We start from the raw sequence: 18,964 nt of genomic DNA on the forward strand, positions 1-18,964 counted from the left end.
TTACGCTGCAAAATGGTGCCCCCTTTAACCGTCAGACGCAGCGTCACGCGGGCGGTTTGCGCCCAGCACAGCAACCAAGCCCCAGCGAATCCGTTCCTTAAGCCCGTCGATCACGCTGAACAGCGACGGAACGAACAGCAGCGACAGCATCGTCGACAGCAACAGCCCGCCAATCACAGCCACCGCCATAGGCGCGCGGAATTCGCCGCCCGCCCCGATGGCAAGGGCCGAAGGGACCATGCCCGCTGTCATCGCCACAGTCGTCATAATGATTGGCCGCGCGCGTTTATGCCCGGCTTCCAGCATCGCTTCAGATCGCGTGGCCCCGTCCTTCATCGCCTCGATTGCGAATTCGACCAGCATGATTGCGTTCTTGGTCACGATCCCCATCAGCATCAGGAAACCGATCACAACGGACAAGCCAATTGCCGACCCATTCAGGTACAGCGCAAAGATCGCCCCACCAATCGCCAAGGGCAGCGATAGCAGGATCGTCACAGGGGTAACAAAGCTGGCAAACAACAGCACCAGAACGACGTAGACCAACAAGATGCCAGCGCCCATGGCCAGACCGAACTGGGTGAACACCTCGCCCATGACCTCGGCGTCGCCCGCGCTTTGGATTGCGGTTCCTTCGGGCATGTCCATCGCAATCGGCAATGCCATCACGGATTGCGTTGCAGGGCCCAGCAATCCACCGGGGGCCAGGTCCGCCTCCACACTTGTGCGGTACTGGCGGTCGTAGCGTTCGATGGTACTGGGACCGGACGACAGCTTCATATCGGCCACAACGCTAATGGGCACGGGGCTGCCCGTGGTTGACGCCACGCGCAGTCCTGCCATGCGGCTTAGGTCATTCCGAACGTCTTCTTTCAGGCGCACCAAAATCGGGATCTGCCTGTCGCCCGCGTTAAACTTGGCCACATTGCTATCGGTTTCGCCCAAGGTTGCGATCCGGATCGTGCTGGCCAAATCCGATGATGTCACACCCATTTCCGCTGCCAATTGCGGGCGTGGGGTAATCTGGATTTCAGGGCGCACCAAGGATGCGGTTGTGGCCGCGTTCAAAACATCCGGCAGGCTGTTCATCTGATTGGCCAGTTCAATCGCTGCGGCGGACGCTGCCGCCTCGGTATCGCCAAGCACGTTTAGCTGGATGTCCCGCTGACCGTTCTCGGCCAACACGTTTATCTTGACGTCGGGCATGTCCTGCAAGAGCGCCTTCATCTCGTCCTCAATGGCAAAGGACGACCGGTCGCGCGTGTCTTTTTGCCCATAGTTCACCACGACATTCGCCTTGGTATCCGAAGATGTGCCGCCTTCGACAAACACATTGGTGATCTCGGATATCTGCCCAAGGATCATCGACACCTCGCGGCCCGTTGCGCGGGTCTGATCAAGCGTTGAACCGGGTGGCAATTCCAGCGACACCGTCGACCGCCCTTGGTCTGACGCTGGCACAAATTCCGTCGGCAAAAGCGTCGCCGAAAAAATCGACGCGGCAAAAATACCCAGCCCCAGCAACAAGGTCACAGTACGGTTGCGCAGGGTCCACCCCAGCAACGCCATATACCGCCGCATCAGAAAGCCGTCTTTTTCCTCTTCCGGGGCGATGCCGTCACGCAGAAAATAGGCGGCCATCATCGGCGTAATCAAACGCGCAACCAGCAGCGAAAACAGCACCGCCACGGCGACCGTCAGGCCGAACTGCTTGAAATACTGCCCCGCGATACCGGACATAAAGCTGACCGGCGCAAACACCGCAACGATGGTGAAACTGATCGCGATGACCGTAAGGCCGATCTCTGATGCGGCTTCCTCGGACGCCTCATAGGCGGGCTTGCCCATCTGGATATGGCGCACGATATTTTCGATCTCGACGATCGCATCATCGACCAAAATGCCTGTCACCAAGGTGATGCCCAGCAAGCTTACCGTGTTCAGCGAAAACCCAAGGTATTGCATGACCATGAACGTCGGAATGATCGACAGCGGCAAGGCGACCGCCGTGATGATCGTGGCCCGCCAATTGCGCAGGAACAAGAACACCACAATGATCGCCAAAGCAGCCCCTTCGTACAGGGTATCCATCGCCGAATGGTAATTGCCTTCGGTATAGGTGGTGGCGTCGTCAATCAGCGAGAAACTGGCGTTCGGATACTCTTCGCCCAGTTCGGCCAGCCGTTCCTTGGCATTATCCCCCGCCGTCAGATCACTGGCACCCGTAGACCGGAAAATACCAAAGGCGACCACGGGCTGCCCGTCCAGCATGGCAAAGCTGGTCGTCTCGGTGGACCCGTCGAACACCGTACCCAGATCATCCAAACGCACGGTACGGCCCGGCGATGTGGTGATCGGTGTTGCGGCCAATTGCGCCACCGTATCGGCGCTGCCTAGGGCGCGGATCGAATATTCCTGCCCGCCAAGATCACCCGACCCACCGCCCAAATCAATGTTGTTTTGGCGCAGCTGATTGTTCACATTTGTCGCGGTCAACCCAAGCGACAGCAAACGATCCGGGTCCAATTCAACCTCAATCGCGCGGTCGCCCCCGCCGATGCGGGTCACCTTGCCGACACCTTTTTCGACCTGCAGCTCGCGCGCGACGATCTCGTCCACGAAATAGGACAGCTCTTGAATGGATTGTGTGGGGTCCGACACCGCATAGGTCAGGATCGCCTGCCCTGTCACATCCAAACGCTTAACCAATGGTTCGGTGGCGTTTTCCGGCAAATCGCCCTGCACGCCCGCAACGGCGTCTTTGACGTCGGTCAGGGCGGTGGCGCTGTCGGTCTCTAGCTCGAATTCGATGGTCAGGGTTGCTGTGCCGTCCGCCGCGACAGCCGTCACATGTTTGACCCCTGTGACATCGGAAACGGCGCTTTCAACGGGTTTGACGATTTGGGTCGCGATTTCGGTCGGTGCTGCCCCGGACTGTCCGATTGTCACAGTCACAATCGGAATGTCGATGTTGGGAAACTGCGTCACAGGCAGCCGCAGGAACCCTACGATACCGACCACGCAAAGCACCAAGAATAGCGCCATGGACGGCACGGGGGACCGGATGGCCCATGTCGACATATTCATTCTACATCAACCTTCTGCGGGACCGGGTTCACCTTATCCCCGTCCGAGAAAAACGCACTGGCGCGGGCGACGACGATGGCCCCATCGTCCAGACCGGAGATAACCTCGCGGATATCATTCCAGATGAACCCCGCGGTGACATCGCGCCGGATCAAGGTGTTGTCCTGCACCTCAAGCAAATAATCACCCTTGGCGTCGGTCAGGATTGCGGTTGTCGGCACAGTCAGCCCCTCGTGCCGGTCGGTGATGATCCACCCCCCCGCGAAAAGCCCGGTGCGCAACATGTTGCTCCCCTCAAGGGACACGCGCACGTCGCCCAGCCGGTTGGTAGCATCCACCGTCGGGGCAACCAGCCGCACGGTGCCCTCAACAGTGCCTGCGCCGGGGATCTCAAGCTGCGCGGGGTCGCCCACGGATATCTGCGCCAATTCGGTTTCGATCACGTCGGCCTGCACTTCGATCACGCCGTCTTGGATCATGCGGAACAACGGCTCCGCGCTGTTGTTGGCAATCGCGCCCACTTGCGCGTTGCGGGCCGAAATAATGCCTGCGGTGGGGGCCTTGATCGTGGCGTGATCCAAATCCAGCTGGGCAATGTCCAACTGCGCCTGCGCCTGCAAGACCTGCGCCCTGGCGACCTCAAGCCCGTCTTCGGCGGAGGCCGCGGCCGCATCAGCCGTCTGACTGTTGGCAACCGCCTGATCCAAGGCCGCCTGAGTTACGTTGCCCGACCGGTCAAGCTGCTGATTACGTTCCAGAACACTGCGCGCCTGCGCGGCGGAGGCTTTGGCCGACGTGATCTGGCTTTGTGCTTGGCGAACACCCGCTTCGGCGCGGGCAAATTCGGCTTTGGCCTGCGACAGTTGCGCGTTCAGCGTGTCGACGTTCAACTGGGCCAATGTATCGCCCTTGGCGACTTCTGCGCCCACGTCCACCATCAATACCTCGATGGGAAAGCCCGTGACCAGCGGATAGACCAAAACCTCGCGGTAGGGTTCCAATGTGCCGGAAATCGACACGCGGTTCACCACCTCTGCCTGCGTTGCCGTTGCGACTGTCACACTTGGGACGCGTTGCAAGTCAGCCTCTTGCGCCCATAATGCTTGCGCCGAGACCGCAACCATCAAAGCCGCTCCTAAGCGCCGTGCCAAAAACATCTTCATCGCAAGCTCCGTCTTGTCAGTTCTGTGATATCTGAGCGGTTTGGACCGAATTACAATGGCATCGCATCGCGAATTAGGTGCGTTGATGCCCAGCTCCCCTGCATTTTTGCACCGTGCAGTGCCGCGACATCGCCCGGAAAGCCACAGTGCATATCAATCTCTCCCCCGCGGTGATCCGCATCCTGCACGACCGTCAGCAGACCCTTTTCGACCCGCATCCGTCAAGTGCGCGCAATTAGTCAGCGCCAGCTTGAAAGAAAGCACAGCGAATCCAATACCCTCGCAAGAAAAGCTCAAGCGATGGATGAGAATTAACGAACTTGGTTAACCGGCGAACCCTATGGCAGCTTACGCGGCTCGGGCGTTTGATGACGCAAATAATCCATGACCGCCGCCCGCACAGATTGGTCGCCGCGGTCGCGCGCCTCATAGATCACCTTGCGCACCTCATCCAGATTGGACCGGCGCAACAGGTTTTTAACGGGGCCAATAGACGCCGGGCGCATCGACAGGTTGGTAATCCCTATCGCTGCAAAGCACAGCGCCTCAACCGGACGGCCCGCGTCTTCGCCGCAGAATGACAGCGGCGTGCCGGTTTCACGGCAGCGTTCAACGATACCTTCAAGAAACGTCAGAAAACTAACGTTCAACGTGTCATAACGCCGGCGCACCAATTCATTTTCGCGGTCAGCGGCAAAAAAGAACTGTTTCAAGTCATTGCCACCAATGGATAAAAATTCGACTTCCTCGAAAAATTTCTTCGGCGCAAAGGCCAGTGATGGCGTCTCGAGCATTGCGCCAACCTCAAGATGCGAGGGCAGTTTGTGCCCCAGCCGCGCCTCGCGGGCCAACGTTTTATCCATCTCGGCACGCGCGGCACGGTATTCCTCGAATTGCGCCACAAAGGGGAACATCACCGTCAACGGTCGCCCGTTTGCCGCGCGGATCAACGCCTGCAACTGCATGCGCATGATACCCGGTTTATCCAGCCCCACACGAATGGCGCGCCACCCCAAAGCGGGGTTCGGCTCGTCATTGGCCTTCATATAGGGCAGCACCTTGTCTGACCCGATATCGAGGGTCCGAAACACGACACGTTTCCCATTTGCTGCATCCAAGACACGCGCGTAAAGCGCTGATAGCTCGGACCTTTTTGGCATTTTACTGCGGATAAGAAATTGCAGCTCCGTCCGAAACAGGCCAACGCCCTCGGCACCCGAGCCTTCAAGCGATGGCAGGTCGGCCATCAGACCCGCATTCATCTGCAGACCCACGACTGTTCCGCACCGCGTCTCTGCCCGTTTATCGCGGATCGAGGCATAGCGTTCCTGCGCCGCGGCCTGCATCGCAATCTTGTCCCGAAACGCAGACGCCACGGTTTCGTCCGGCCGCAAATGCACGATACCTTGTTCGCCATCGACCATGATCCGGTCGCCGTTCAGCGCGTCGTTGGTGATATGCGACGCATGCACAATCAACGGAATGGCCAAGGCCCGCGCCACGATTGCCGCGTGGCTGCCAACCGATCCGCCTTCCAACACGATGCCGCGCAACGACCGCCCGTATTCGAGCAGCTCTGCAGGGCCAATATTGCGCGCGACCAATATCGGGTCAGCAGGCATTTCCGCCCCTGTATCGGACCCTTGCCCGGTCAGAATGCGCAGCAATCTGTTGCTCAGGTCATCCAGATCCGACAGCCGTTCGCGCAGATAAGCATCGCTGGCCTGCCCGATGCGCGACCGGGCCAAGGATTGTTCTTTTTCAACAGCGGCTTCGGCTGACAGGCCGCGGTCGATGTCCTCTTCCATCCTGCGCATCCAGCCTTTGGAATTGGCAAACATCCGGTACGCTTCCAGGACCTGGCGCTGATCCTTGTCGCCACCGGCCATCGACAACATCTGATCGACACTGACGCGCAGCTCGTCCACCGCCTCGTTCAAGCGTTCTTTTTCACGAACCGGGTCGTCCGCCACAGGGTTCGACACCACAACACGCGGTTCGTGCAGCCAGACATGGCCATCTGCAACGCCCTCTTGTCCGACCGTCCCGCGCACCAGAACCGGCTGGCTGTGACGGGCCGACATTGCGGCCCCCTCGCCCACAAAGGCACCCAACTCGGTCATTTCAGCCAACACCATGGCAACGACCTCAAGCGCATAGACTTCGTCGGCGGAAAACTCCCGCGCGGCTTTGGACTGCACGACCAACACGCCCAGCATTTCGCCAAGGCGCTGCACCGGGATACCCAGAAAGCTCGAATAAATCTCTTCGCCCGTTTCTGGCATGAACCGGAAACCGGGGGCTTGCGGCGCGTTAGGTGTGTTCACGATCTGTTTGCGTTTTGCGACGCGCCCAACCAGACCTTCGCCCAGCTTCATTCGCGTTTCGTGCACCGCGTCGGCTTTCAGACCTTCTGTGGCGCACAGCTCAAGCGTATCTTCGTCCCGGAACAGGTATATCGAACACACTTCGCATCCCATGGATGTCGCAATCAGATGTGTGATCTTGTCCAGCCGAGCCTGGCCTGCGTCATCGCTGGCCATCGCATCGCGCAACCGCCCCAGCAGCTTGCGACTTTCTGTTTCAAACCCATCGGCCATGGTAAGTTTCTCCTCCGCAAGGCCAGCTTAGACCACAGGCCATGGCGAAATGAAACGCCTGTTGTCATAAACGCTTGTCTTCCAGCGTTGACGTCACGAAAAGGCCTGGCAACAACAAAAGCTGCCAGTCCCCTGCCCCCGCTCCCAAGGATGCACAGATTTTAGGCAGCTTTATCCAGCTCGAACGCATCATGCAGCGCCTGAACAGCCAGCTCCATATACTTGCGGTCGATCAGTACGGAAATCTTGATCTCGGAGGTGGTGATTACCTTGATGTTGATGCCCTCGTTCGACAGCACCTGAAACATCTTGGCCGCAACGCCTGTATGGCTGCGCATGCCGATGCCAACCACCGAAACCTTGGCCACATCCGTGTCAGCAATCAGTTCGTGGAAGTTGATGTCGCCGGTGTCTTTGGCCGCGTCCATAGCTTTTTCCGCGCGCTTGATCTGATCGACAGGGCAGGACCAGGTCATATCGGTGCGACCTTCCTCGGCGATGTTCTGAACGATCATATCAACGTTCACACCGCCCTCGCTGAGCGCGGTAAAGATGGCCGCCGCGATGCCCGGACGGTCTGCAACAGACACCAGGGTCATCTTGGCTTCGTCACGTGAAAACGCGATCCCTGAAACGACATTGCTTTCCATGATTTCCTCCTCATCGCAGACCAGCGTTCCAGCTTCGTCTGACTGTTCCTCAAAACTGCTCAGCACGCGCAGCTTGACCTTATACCGCATTGCCAGCTCGACCGACCGGGTCTGCAGAACCTTGGCCCCCAGCGATGCCAGCTCCAACATCTCTTCAAACGCGATCTTGTCCAGTTTGCGCGCCTTGGCACTGACACGCGGATCAGTCGTGTAAACCCCGTCCACATCCGTATAAATATCGCAACGCTCAGCCTCGAACGCGGCGGCAAAGGCGACAGCTGTCGTATCAGACCCACCGCGCCCCAGCGTGGTAATCCGACCCTCGGGGCTGACCCCCTGGAAGCCTGCAACCACCGCGACCTTCATGCCTTCGCCGAATTTCGCCATGATATTGGCAGGCGGGATGTCTTCGATCCGGGCCGACGAATGCGCCGAGGTCGTCTTGACCGGCACCTGCCAGCCTTGCCAACTGCGCGCAGGAATTTCCATCTCTTGCAACGTCAACGCCATCAGACCGGCGGTTACATTCTCACCGCTCGACACTACCGCATCATATTCGCGTGCATCATATAACGGGGATGTCTCGTTCACCCAGCCGACCAGCTCATTCGTCTTACCCGACATGGCCGATACGATCACAATCACATCATAGCCCTTGGACACCTCAACGCCGACGCGCTTGGCAGCGCGGCGGATGCGGTCCAATGTGGCCACGGATGTGCCACCAAATTTCATCACCAGAACAGGCATAGGTCCCCCGTTGCAAAACTCCGGCGCGGTTTACGCGCAAGCGTCAGCCTTAGCAAGCCCGCGCGCACCGATCCCAAGCACACCGCTGCTTCTCTGGCTTACAAATATCCTGGGGTCCGGGGCAAAGCCCCGGCGTGTGGCATAAATCTACTGCGTTGACCGTTTGGGGCGAAACGGCAGCGGCATCAATTGCACGCCTTCCTCAACCAGCTCTTTGGCCTGATCCAACCGCGCCTCGCCATAGATTGACCGTTCCGGTGCGTCGCCCGCATGCATGGCGCGTGCTTCCTTGACGAAATCAGCGCCAACATAATCCGACGTCGCCTCGACCTTTTCGCGCAAGGCTTTAATGGCCGCCTCAACCTCGCCTTTTGGCTCCGAAAGAACCGGGGTCGGCGCGGCATCCTTCACCACCGGCTCGACCTCAATCTGCGATTTTCCGGTCGACACCCGCGGTGCCATCATCCCCTTGGTGACCTGCGACGACCCGCAAACGGCGCAGCTGATATGCCCGGCCTTGGCCAGCGCATCAAAAGCCGCAGCCGATTTGAACCAGCTGTCAAAGCGGTGGTCTTGGTCACATTTCAAGGTAAATTGGATCATCTTCCTGCAGTTTGCCCTTTTTCGTCATTATAAACAACGCATACACATAAAAGATGGTGCGCGCGCTGGCAGGTTCAAGCGTCAGGCAGGCCCGGGCGCGGGTCGAAGTCGCGGATCATGCGGCGCAGCTCCGGCTCTCTGACCATTTTCATCGCCTTCTTGCGCGACATCCACGCGCGACGCCGCTGGCCGGCCTCGGGGTATTGTTTCGCCTTCACCTTTACCTCGACCGGGTACAGCATCGCGATGACCGGCAACAACGTATCATCGCCCATTTCCTTGGCATAGGAATAGACGCCCAGACAGCCCCCTGTGACGCGCCCGCGCACGCCCGCTTCTTCCCAGGCCTCTTGCAATGCTGCGGCCTCGGGGGTTTTGGCGTGCATCGGCCAGCCTTTGGGCACGATCCAGCGTTTGGATTTGCGCGATGTGATCAATAAAAACTGCAGTTTGCCCTGCCGGATCCGATAGCACAGTGCGGCAAATTGCGAACGGGCTTCGCCTTTGCGGGCACCTTGCAGCGAAATTGGCAGTTGTTTGATCATCTTGGTCTCGAAATAAGGCGCTGTGTTTCCTTGGTTATCTACTGTCTTGCGTCGACTATGACCAGTGATCCCCTTGCGTGTGTAATAGGCTTGGCGGATAGTGCGGGAATGATCAAGAAACTGCTTATCATTCTGGCGTTTTTGGTGCCGCATGCGGCACAGGCGCAGCCCGCAGAGGTCACGGTATTTGCCGCTGCAAGCCTGCGCGGCGCGTTGGATCAGGTCGCCACTGACTTTAGTGCGCCGGTTGCGCTCTCTTTCGGTGGCTCCGGCACGATGGCGCGCCAAGTGGCAGCCGGTGCCCCGGCCGATGTCGTTATTCTGGCCAGCCCAATCTGGATGAACTGGCTGGTTGAAAACGGCCCGACCACCCAGGGTGATCCGATTGATTTACTGGGCAACAGTCTGGTTCTGATCGCCCCAAATGGCACATCAACAGTCCCCGATCCCGCTAACCTTGCGGCATTCTTGGGTGACGGGCGTCTGGCAATGGGTCAACGCGACGCCGTACCCGCCGGAATTTACGCGGCTGAATGGCTACGGGCCACCGGCCAATGGGATGACCTGCAGGCCCGTCTAGCCGAAACCGATAATGTCCGCAGCGCCTTGGCCCTTGTTGCGCGCGGGGATGCGCCGTTGGGTATTGTCTATCGCACCGATGCGCTGGCCGAACCCGATGTGCGTATCGTATATGACGTGCCCGCCGATCTGCACAGCCCGATCACCTATCCCGCAACCGCATTGACCAAGGCAGGAGCCGCCTTTCTGGCCCATCTGCAAACGCCCGCAAGCCGCGCTGTTTTTGCCAGCTATGGCTTTACGCCGGTGACTACCCCATGACGCCCGACGCCGCCGCATGGGACGCGTTGCGCCTGTCGCTTTGGGTGGCGGTCTGGGCAACTGTTCTGGCCATTCCGCTGGCGCTTTGGGTTGCTTGGGTGCTCGCACGGCGCGACTTTTGGGGGAAATCGCTGCTGAATGCAGCGGTGCATTTGCCGCTCGTCCTGCCGCCTGTGGTCACTGGTTATCTGCTGCTCATGGCCTTTGGCCGCAACGCACCGCTTGGCCGCGCCCTCGAAGCCATCGGCTTGCAATTGGCCTTTCATTGGTCCGGCGCTGTGCTAGCGGCCATGATCATGGGCTTTCCGCTGATGGTGCGTGCCATGCGCCTTGCCATCGAAGCGGTTGATCCCAAGCTTGAAGAGGCCGCCGCGTCCTTGGGTGCATCGCGGCAATCGGTCTTTGGCCGGGTGACCCTGCCCTTGATCTTGCCGGGTATTCTGGCGGGCACTGTCATGGGCTTTGCCAAGGCAATGGGCGAATTTGGCGCGACAATCACCTTTGTCGCCAACATCCCCGGCCAGACCCAGACCCTGCCCAGTGCCATCTGGTCTGCGTTGCAAATACCGGGCGGTGAGGGTCAGGCGGTGGCCATGGTGCTGATGGCAAGTGCTGTGGCCGTATCGGCTGTTCTATTGTCCGAAATGCTGGCCCGCCGCGTCGCTGCAAGGATCGCGGGCACATGACCCTGTCGCTGTCCCTGTCGCACCGCTTTGCGGAATTCGCCCTTGATATCACGCTTGAGGCCGGTCCGGGCATAACCGCTTTGTTCGGGCGGTCGGGTGCGGGCAAAACCACGGTCATCAACGCCGTTGGCGGTTTGCTACGCCCCGACAGCGGTACCATTGCCGTCGATGGCGAAGTCCTTTTGGACACGTCCCGCGGCATTTTCGTTCCGCCCCACAAGCGCCGCCTTGGCACCGTGTTCCAAGACGCCCGCCTGTTTCCGCACCTAACCGTCGCGCAAAACCTGATGTTCGGCGCGCGTTATGCGCCCAAGGGCAGCGTTGGGCCCGAGCTATCCGACGTGGTGTCCCTGTTGGGCCTTGAGGGGCTGCAAACCCGTGCCCCCGCGACCCTATCGGGCGGCCAGAAACAGCGCGTCGCCTTGGGCCGCGCGTTGCTGAGCCATCCGCGCATGTTGTTGATGGATGAACCCCTTGCCAGCCTTGATGGCCCCCGCAAGCAAGAGATCCTGCCCTTTCTGGAACGTCTGCGCGACGGGCCGCTTGGCCTGCCCATCCTTTATGTCAGCCACGCAGTGGACGAGATCGCCCGCCTCGCCGACCGGCTGGTGCTGATCCAAAACGGTCAGGTCCAAGCCCAAGGCCCGCTGTTCGAGGTGATGTCCAACCCCGCCGCGGTCCCCCTGCTGGGTGTCCGCGAGGCTGGTGCCGTGATCGAGGCCGATGTCATTGCCCACGGCACCGACGGCATTTCCACCTTGCGCATCAGTGCCGGAGAGATCGAACTGCCGGGCGTTCAGGCCCCTATCGGCGCGCGGGTACGGCTGCGGGTGTTGGCGCAGGATGTGATCCTCTCGCTCACCCGCCCTGAAGGGTTAAGTTCCGTGAATGTCTTGCCGGTGCAGGTCGAGGATATTCACCCGGGTGATGGCCCCGGTGCCGCAATTGCCCTGCGTGCCGGGACGGACCGGCTATTGGCCCGCGTCACAGCACGTGCTGTTTCCGAATTGGGGCTTTCAAAGGGGACGCAGTGCTTTGCGATCCTCAAGGCCACAACCGTCGCACCAGGCAGCATCGGGCGCTAGGGCTTAGCGCGTTTAGACCTTGGGGCGTTGCGGCAGCTGTTTACGCCCGACCTTGTCGCGGAAACGGTCAATCAGGTGTTCGTGCGGGATATCCGCATCAATCGCCAGTTTGCGTAGACCGAAATGCACATGCGCCATGTCTTCGTAATAGCTGGTATAAGCATAATTCGTCGCGGCACCGGCGACGGCCCCCAACACAGGCACCGCTTGTGCCGCCAGTTTTTGCCCCAGTACCACAGCCAGTTTTGGCGCGACCTTGGCAATCACGGCCTGCATGGCACGGCCGCTCAGAGCGATGCGCGCCGACAGAAAGCCCAGATCGGCACCATCATCGTCGGACAAAGGCCCGGCAGCGGCAAAGACCTGCACGCAATCAAACTGCACGTTCTCGGCCAGCGGATCAAAGCCATGTTCCACAGCAACCCCTTGGATCACCCGCAACAGCAATGTCGTGGTCACCGGCAGTTCGGCCAACGCCGTGGGCAAACCACCTGCACCGCCTGCCGCCCCCATCGCGGCACTTACCGCTTGGTTCAGCCAGCTTTTCTGATCCGGCACCATGGAGCGTGTAGAGGTCGCAGCCTTCATCGCCTGACCCAGTGCTTTGATCGTCGCGGTTTCCAGATTGCGGCGCACGGCACCGGGCAGCTTGTCGATCAACCCTTCGGCACTGCCGCCGATCAGGTTCAGCACATTGATACCAACCCCGCCTGCGCCTTTATAGCGCGCAGCAAGCTGGTCAAGCCGCGCCTCGACATCCACGGTCTTGGGCAGGGCGCTTTCGATTTGCATAGGGTCTCTCCGGCTGTTCGCTATAGATGTGGTGCGACCTGCGTGCCGTTTCAATGTGTCCAGGCGGTGACATCACCAGCGATGCTGTCCCAAGCGCCCGCAATCAATGCACGGCCCAAGACGCGGGCGGGGTTGGTCGGCGGGGGCATTACGACATGGTCCAGCAGCGAAAATCCGAACCGTTTGTAATAGGGTGCATCGCCCACCAGCATCACACGTGACCAGCCCAATGGCACGGCTTGGCTCAGGCTGCCTTCGATCAGCATACCGCCCAACCCTTCGCCCTGACGCGTGGGGTGGACGGCCACGGGGCCCAGCAACAAGGCATCAGCCGCACCGATGCGCACAGGCCAATACCGGATCGCCCCCGCTAGAATACCATCCGCATCGCGTGCGACATGGCTGAGCCCCACAACAGGCGGCACGCCGTCGCGCAGACGGTAAGACGACAACGCCTCGCGACCGGGGGCAAAGCACGTGTCATAAAGTGCTTCGACTTCCCAATGGTCAGCCGCCGATTCTGGTTTCATCTGGTACACGTGTCGCGGCCCTGTCGGCGGATTTGAGGTAGCAAAGCCTCTAACATGACGCTAGCCATGGGTGCAAACCTTGAGGAGAGTTTGATGTTCTATCGCCCGAAAGATGGCCATTCCCTGCCACACAACCCGTTTAATGCTATCGTGACACCGCGCCCCATTGGCTGGATATCAACCCGCGATGCGCAAGGGCGCGATAATCTGGCCCCCTATTCTTTTTTCAATGGCGTCGCCTATGTGCCACCGCAGGTGATGTTTGCCTCCACCGGGACCAAAGCCGATGTGGACGGGACCAAGGACAGCATGGCCAACATCCGCGACACCGGCGTGTTTTGCGTGAATGTGGTGGAATACGCCATGCGCGACGCAATGAACGCGTCTTCGGCGACGCTGCCGCATGGGACGGACGAATTTGGTCACGCAGGCATAGAAAAGGCGGAATGCGGTGAAATCGCCTGCGCCCGCGTGGCAAACGCGCCCGCCAGCCTTGAATGCCGCATGACCCAAATCGTCAAGATCGAGGGCGAAAGCAATTATGTGGTGTTTGGCGAAGTCGTGGGCGTTCACATGCGCGACGATTGCATCAAGGATGGCCGCTTTGACGTGACGACCTATCAACCGCTGTCACGGTTGGGCTATCGCGACTACGCCCGCGTCACGGATGTGTTTGAAATAATCCGCCCGGACGATTAACGCGCGGGCGGAATTTTTGAAAATTCCGGTTCGTTTTCTTCGAAAGAAAACGGCGACGCCGGATCAGTGGCCGCCCAGAATACCGGTGCGCACCTGATAGTTGACGGCGACCTGATAATCGGGATCGTCGTCGCTATCGATCGCAAGGTGACCCGCTTTCTTAAGCAGACGGTGACAATCGCGGCTGAGGTGGCGCAGTTGAACGCGCTTGCCCGCCGCCTCATATTTCCCGGCAATGGTCTCAATCGCTTGAAGCGCCGATTGATCCACCACCCGGCTATCGGCGAAATCCACGATCACCTCGGACGGATCCTCGCGGACGTTAAACAGTTCTGCGAACCCTTCGGACGACCCAAAGAACAGCGGCCCTTGCACCTGATAGACCTTGGCCCCTTCAGGCGTGGTATAGGTTTTGGCATGGATGCGCCGCGCGTTGTTCCACGCATAGGCCAATGCCGACACGATCACCCCGACAACCACCGCCACCGCAAGGTCTTCGTAGACGGTCACAACTGTCACCAGCAGAATAACAAAGGCATCCATCAGCGGTACTTTGCGCAGGATGGTCAGCGAATTCCACGCGAAGGTCCCGATCACCACCATGAACATCACGCCCACCAATGCGGCCAGCGGGATCAGCTCGATAATGGAAGACCCAACTAGGATGAACAGCAGCAAGAATACCGCGGCTGCGATACCAGCCACACGGGTCCGGCCACCTGATTTCACGTTGATCATCGACTGACCGATCATCGCGCAGCCGCCCATGCCACCAAAGAAGCCGGTAACCGTGTTTGCAACGCCTTGGGCGATACATTCCTGGCTGGCACCGCCACGGGTGTTGGTCATGTCGCTGACAAGGTTCAACGTGAGCAGCGATTCAATCAGGCCAATGGCGGCCAAGATTACCGCATAGGGTAGGATGATATAAAACGTCTCAAGATTGAACGGGGCCAGTGCTGTGCCGTACAGCCCAAGACCCTCGCCAAAGGGCATGTGGAAGGTTGGGAAGCCACCCTCGATCGAGGCAAGGTCACCGACGCGCGGCACTTCCATACCAAAGGCAATAACCACAGCCGCCACAATACCAATGCCTGCCAGCGGTGCCGGAACCAGCTTGGTAATGCGCGGCATGACCCAGATGATCGCCATGGTCGCGGCCACCAGCGCCAGCATCAGCATCAAGGGCTGGCCTGACAGCCATTCACCGCCGCCCATGCCGTGGCCCGTATCAACCATCGTGCCGGGCACCTTGAACTGGCCCAATTGCGCCAGAAAAATAACGATCGCAAGGCCGTTCACAAAGCCCAGCATAACCGGATGCGGTACCAATCGGATGAATTTACCCCATTGCATCACACCTGCGAAAATCTGGATCAGGCCCATCAACACCACGGTGGCAAACAGGTATTCGACGCCATGCTGTGCGACCAGCGCCACCATGACAACCGCCAAGGCCCCCGTGGCCCCCGAAATCATCCCCGGACGGCCCCCGATCAACGCTGTGATCAACCCCACCAAAAACGCAGCATAAAGCCCGACCAGCGGGTGAACCCCCGCAACAAAGGCAAACGCCACCGCTTCGGGCACCAAAGCCAAGGCAACGGTCAGCCCCGACAGCAGTTCAATCCGCAAACGCGACGGCGACAGCCCCTCGCCGGGCATCCAGCGCAAGTCGGTCACATTAAGGTTCTTGGCGAAACTGCGGAACGTGGAACGCGCCATGGGGGCATCCTTCATATTTGGGAGTCGGGGTAAGGGATAGGGTATTATTTCGCGCTCACTAGACCAAAGCACAGCAGAAGAAAAGGCGGGGCGGGTGCGTAGGCCCGGCGCGGCGCAGGTTTCGGGGTTTTCATCACGGTGATCCTTGATACTCTGCCCGCAAATCAATCCAAGGGCTTCCCCATGACAAAGACAAAAATCGCTGTGATCGGTGGATCGGGCATCTATGATATCGACGGGCTTGAGGGCGCTGAATGGCTGACCGTCGAAAGCCCGTGGGGCGCGCCCTCTGATGCAATCCTGACCGGAACGCTGGATGGGGTGGAAATGGCATTCCTGCCGCGTCACGGGCGTGGACATGTGCATGCGCCATCAACCGTCCCCTACCGCGCCAATATCGACGCGCTCAAACGGTTGGGCTGCACGGATGTGATCAGCGTATCGGCCTGCGGGTCGTTTCGCGAGGAAATGGCACCCGGGGATTTCGTGATCGTGGACCAATTCATCGACAGGACCATTGCGCGGGAAAAATCATTCTTTGGCACCGGCTGTGTCGCCCATGTCAGCGTCGCCCACCCCACCTGCCCGCGCCTTGGCGATGCCTGCGAGACCGCCGCACGGGACGCTGGCATCAACGTGCACCGCGGCGGCACCTATCTGGCGATGGAAGGCCCGCAGTTTTCGACGCTGGCCGAATCCAACATGTACCGCAACAGCTGGGGCGCAGATGTGATCGGGATGACCAACATGCCCGAAGCAAAATTGGCCCGCGAAGCCGAGCTTTGCTATGCGTCCGTGGCGATGATCACCGATTATGACAGCTGGCACCCGGACCACGGCGAAGTGGACGTCACCAAAATCATTCAGACCCTGATGGGCAATGCCGACAAGGGCCGCCAAATGGTCGCGCGCTTGCCAGCGCTGCTGGGAGCCGAGCGGGATGTCTGCCCCCATGGCTGTGACCGCGCGTTGGAATACGCAATCCTGACGCAGCCCGAAATGCGTGACCCCACGTTGATGGCGAAACTGGATGCGGTTGCAGGCCGGGTGATTTAAGCAGTAAACCGATCAAGGCCCGGCTGGCGCGGGGCTATGAGTATTTTTAAAAGGGTGAAGACGAAGGGAGTACCCTTTGCGCCGCTCCTTGGGTTTTGGGAGAACCAGATGAAACAGGTTCAGGACTATATTCGCACCATCGTTGATTTTCCCCATGAGGGGATCATGTTTCGCGATGTGACCACGCTTTTTGCCGATCCGCGCGGGTTTCGCATGGCGATTGATCAGATGCTGCACCCCTATGCGGGGATTGCGATTGATAAGGTTGTGGGCCTTGAGGCGCGTGGCTTTATTCTGGGCGGCGCAATTGCGCATCAGTTGTCGGTCGGGTTTGTGCCGATCCGTAAAAAAGGCAAACTGCCCGGCAAGACCATCGCGCAGGATTATGTCCTGGAATATGGCGAGGCGACAGTTGAGATCCATGACGACGCGATCCAGCCCGGTGAGCGGGTTCTGGTCGTGGATGATTTGCTGGCCACCGGTGGCACTGCCGAGGCGGGGATCAAGTTGATCGAAAAGCTGGGCGGCAAGATCGTGTCATGTGCGTTTATTATTGACCTGCCGGAACTGGGCGGGCGCAAGCGTTTGGAAGCCATGGGGATGGATGTTCACGCGCTTTGTGCTTTTGACGGTATGTAGCAGGTTTGGGGGCGCTGCCCCCCGCCCCTGCGGGGCGTCCCCCGGGATATTTTAGAGCCAGAGAATACGGGTTAGCTTGGTGTGGGAACGATCACGCCGGGATTCATGATGCCATTGGGGTCTAGTGCCGCTTTGATCGCATGAATGGCGGAGAGTTTGGCCGGATCGCTGTAGCGTTCGAGGTCTTTGACCTTGAGACGGCCGATCCCATGTTCGGCACTGACAGATCCGCCAAGTGCGTGGGTCAGATCGTGGATCGTTGTTTTGATCTGTTCGCGCTCGGCCTCGTGATCCTGACGTGATCGTCCGACGGCTGGGAAGATATTGTAGTGCAGGTTGCCATCGCCCACATGGCCGAAGCAGTTGATGCGGAAATCTCCCAAGGCGGCGATCTTTTCACCGGCTTTGGAGATAAACTCGGGGATGGCCCCTAGCGGTACAGATATGTCGTGGCTTGAGACCGAGCCCACCTTGCGGTTCGCATGGGGGATCATTTCGCGGATTGCCCAGAAATCATCTGATTGCTGTTGGCTTTGCGCGATGAGCCCGTCGGTGACCAGATCAGCCTCCATCGCGTGTTCGAACAGGGTTTCGAGCGACGTGGCGGGGTCCAGATCACCGCTAAGGCCCAGTTCAATCAAGACGCACCATTCAGGCGGCGTATCGAAAGGTTGGCGCACTTCGGGCATGGTTTCGACAAGGAAATCAAATCCCATTTTGTTCACAATCTCAAAGGCGCTGACCATTTCGCCCAGTTGATCCCGCGCCATTGAAAGCAGTTTCAAAGCCGCGGCAGGTGATTTTACCACCAGCAACGCCGTCCCTGATTTGGCAGGGCGCGCGAACAGTTTGAGAGCTGCGGCCGTGATGACGCCCAAGGTGCCTTCGGCCCCGATCAGCAAATGGCGCAGGTCATAGCCGGTGTTGTTTTTGCGCAGCCGGGTCAGACCGTTCCAGATTTTCCCGTCCGGCAGAACCGCCTCGAGCCCCAGACACAGATCGCGGGCATTGCCGTAGCGCAAGACGCCGGTGCCCCCGGCATTTGTTGCCAGATTGCCACCGATACGGGCCGACCCTTGGGCGGCCAAGCTGAGCGGGAACAACCGGTTTGAATTCTCGGCGGCATCCTGAACATCCGACAAGATCACGCCCGCCTCGGCCACCAGCACGTTTTCATCCGGGTAGACGGCGCGCACCTTGTTCATCCGCTCAAGCGACAGGATCAGCGGGGCGGGGCCATGTTCCGCGACCTGCCCCCCGACCAGCCCGGTGCCACCGCCATAAGGGATCACGCCCACGCGCGCAGCATTTGCATGGCGGATCAGGGTTGCGACTTCTTGCACGTCACGGGGCAGCGCGAGAATGGCGGATTGCCCGGTATAGAGGCCACGCGGTTCTTCCAGATATCGCGGCTCGACGGGGCGAAACACGTCAGAGGGAAGATCGGCGCGCAAGGCGGCCTCGAATGCGGGATCAGCGGCGTTTAATTTCATGGTGCATTGATCGCGCTGACG

General features: G+C 59.6%; 17 protein-coding genes. 6 read left to right on the forward strand and 11 right to left on the reverse strand.

The features are described 5' to 3' along the window. Positions 1-24: 24 nt before the first annotated feature. The 7 genes from WNY39_RS06070 to WNY39_RS06100 form a co-directional block, all read right to left on the reverse strand. The gene (locus tag WNY39_RS06070) at positions 25-3,087 is read right to left on the reverse strand and encodes an efflux RND transporter permease subunit (protein WP_342844754.1); all 3,063 of its coding nucleotides are present in this window, start codon (positions 3,085-3,087) and stop codon (positions 25-27) included. Then, positions 3,084-4,250, reverse strand: a complete 1,167-nt coding sequence (locus WNY39_RS06075; protein ID WP_342844755.1) for an efflux RND transporter periplasmic adaptor subunit — start codon at positions 4,248-4,250, stop codon at positions 3,084-3,086. The genes WNY39_RS06070 and WNY39_RS06075 overlap by 4 nt, the downstream gene beginning before the upstream one ends. 50 nt (positions 4,251-4,300) lie before the next feature. Continuing rightward, positions 4,301-4,468 carry a hypothetical protein gene (locus tag WNY39_RS06080; protein ID WP_342844756.1) on the reverse strand — a complete coding sequence of 56 codons (168 nt, stop codon included), beginning with the start codon at positions 4,466-4,468 and terminating at the stop codon, positions 4,301-4,303. A gap of 120 nt (positions 4,469-4,588) precedes the next feature. Beyond that, positions 4,589-6,850, reverse strand: coding sequence for a phosphoenolpyruvate--protein phosphotransferase (ptsP, locus tag WNY39_RS06085; protein WP_341234071.1), 2,262 nt, complete (start codon positions 6,848-6,850; stop codon positions 4,589-4,591). Between the two features lie 161 nt (positions 6,851-7,011). Continuing rightward, a complete protein-coding gene (locus WNY39_RS06090) occupies positions 7,012-8,250 on the reverse strand; it encodes an aspartate kinase (RefSeq protein WP_342844757.1) in 1,239 nt (412 codons plus the stop codon). A gap of 147 nt (positions 8,251-8,397) precedes the next feature. Continuing rightward, positions 8,398-8,853, reverse strand: coding sequence for a DUF1178 family protein (locus WNY39_RS06095; protein WP_342844758.1), 456 nt, complete (start codon positions 8,851-8,853; stop codon positions 8,398-8,400). 74 nt (positions 8,854-8,927) lie between these two features. Continuing rightward, entirely contained in the window at positions 8,928-9,398 is a 471-nt protein-coding gene (locus WNY39_RS06100; RefSeq protein WP_341234068.1) for an NUDIX hydrolase, read from the reverse strand. Between the two features lie 108 nt (positions 9,399-9,506). On the opposite strand from WNY39_RS06100, the gene modA reads away from it, so the two are divergent. Genes modA through modC form a run of 3 tightly spaced genes read left to right on the forward strand, consistent with a single transcriptional unit; the run spans position 9,507 to position 12,009 of the window. Beyond that, the gene (gene modA, locus WNY39_RS06105; RefSeq protein WP_342844759.1) at positions 9,507-10,238 is read left to right on the forward strand and encodes a molybdate ABC transporter substrate-binding protein; all 732 of its coding nucleotides are present in this window, start codon (positions 9,507-9,509) and stop codon (positions 10,236-10,238) included. Continuing rightward, positions 10,235-10,924: a molybdate ABC transporter permease subunit gene (modB, locus tag WNY39_RS06110; protein ID WP_342844760.1), complete on the forward strand. Its 690-nt coding sequence runs from the start codon at positions 10,235-10,237 to the stop codon at positions 10,922-10,924. Before modA ends, modB begins: the two co-directional genes overlap by 4 nt. Further along, positions 10,921-12,009 carry a molybdenum ABC transporter ATP-binding protein gene (gene modC, locus WNY39_RS06115; protein ID WP_342844761.1) on the forward strand — a complete coding sequence of 363 codons (1,089 nt, stop codon included), beginning with the start codon at positions 10,921-10,923 and terminating at the stop codon, positions 12,007-12,009. Before modB ends, modC begins: the two co-directional genes overlap by 4 nt. A gap of 12 nt (positions 12,010-12,021) precedes the next feature. Here modC and WNY39_RS06120 read toward each other — a convergent pair whose 3' ends face one another. Together WNY39_RS06120 and WNY39_RS06125 are read right to left on the reverse strand one after the other, a co-directional pair. Further along, positions 12,022-12,801, reverse strand: a complete 780-nt coding sequence (locus WNY39_RS06120; RefSeq protein WP_342844762.1) for an EcsC family protein — start codon at positions 12,799-12,801, stop codon at positions 12,022-12,024. A gap of 50 nt (positions 12,802-12,851) precedes the next feature. Then, positions 12,852-13,331: an N-acetyltransferase gene (locus WNY39_RS06125; protein ID WP_342844763.1), complete on the reverse strand. Its 480-nt coding sequence runs from the start codon at positions 13,329-13,331 to the stop codon at positions 12,852-12,854. Between the two features lie 93 nt (positions 13,332-13,424). On the opposite strand from WNY39_RS06125, the gene WNY39_RS06130 reads away from it, so the two are divergent. Then, a complete protein-coding gene (locus tag WNY39_RS06130) occupies positions 13,425-14,030 on the forward strand; it encodes a flavin reductase family protein (RefSeq protein WP_342844951.1) in 606 nt (201 codons plus the stop codon). A 63-nt stretch (positions 14,031-14,093) separates the two neighbouring features. On the opposite strand, the gene WNY39_RS06135 is transcribed toward WNY39_RS06130, so the two are convergent. Continuing rightward, positions 14,094-15,755, reverse strand: a complete 1,662-nt coding sequence (locus WNY39_RS06135; RefSeq protein ID WP_342844764.1) for a SulP family inorganic anion transporter — start codon at positions 15,753-15,755, stop codon at positions 14,094-14,096. A 183-nt stretch (positions 15,756-15,938) separates the two neighbouring features. On the opposite strand from WNY39_RS06135, the gene WNY39_RS06140 reads away from it, so the two are divergent. Then, the gene (locus WNY39_RS06140; RefSeq protein WP_342844765.1) at positions 15,939-16,811 is read left to right on the forward strand and encodes an S-methyl-5'-thioadenosine phosphorylase; all 873 of its coding nucleotides are present in this window, start codon (positions 15,939-15,941) and stop codon (positions 16,809-16,811) included. Positions 16,812-16,919: 108 nt separating this feature from the next. Next, positions 16,920-17,450 carry an adenine phosphoribosyltransferase gene (locus WNY39_RS06145; protein WP_341234060.1) on the forward strand — a complete coding sequence of 177 codons (531 nt, stop codon included), beginning with the start codon at positions 16,920-16,922 and terminating at the stop codon, positions 17,448-17,450. Positions 17,451-17,521: 71 nt separating this feature from the next. On the opposite strand, the gene WNY39_RS06150 is transcribed toward WNY39_RS06145, so the two are convergent. Then, positions 17,522-18,943, reverse strand: a complete 1,422-nt coding sequence (locus tag WNY39_RS06150; protein WP_342844766.1) for an FAD-binding oxidoreductase — start codon at positions 18,941-18,943, stop codon at positions 17,522-17,524. Positions 18,944-18,964 lie beyond the last annotated feature (21 nt).

The sequence above is a fragment of the Sulfitobacter sp. AS59 genome, assembly GCF_038899995.1.
In the GTDB taxonomy this organism is placed as follows: domain Bacteria; phylum Pseudomonadota; class Alphaproteobacteria; order Rhodobacterales; family Rhodobacteraceae; genus Sulfitobacter.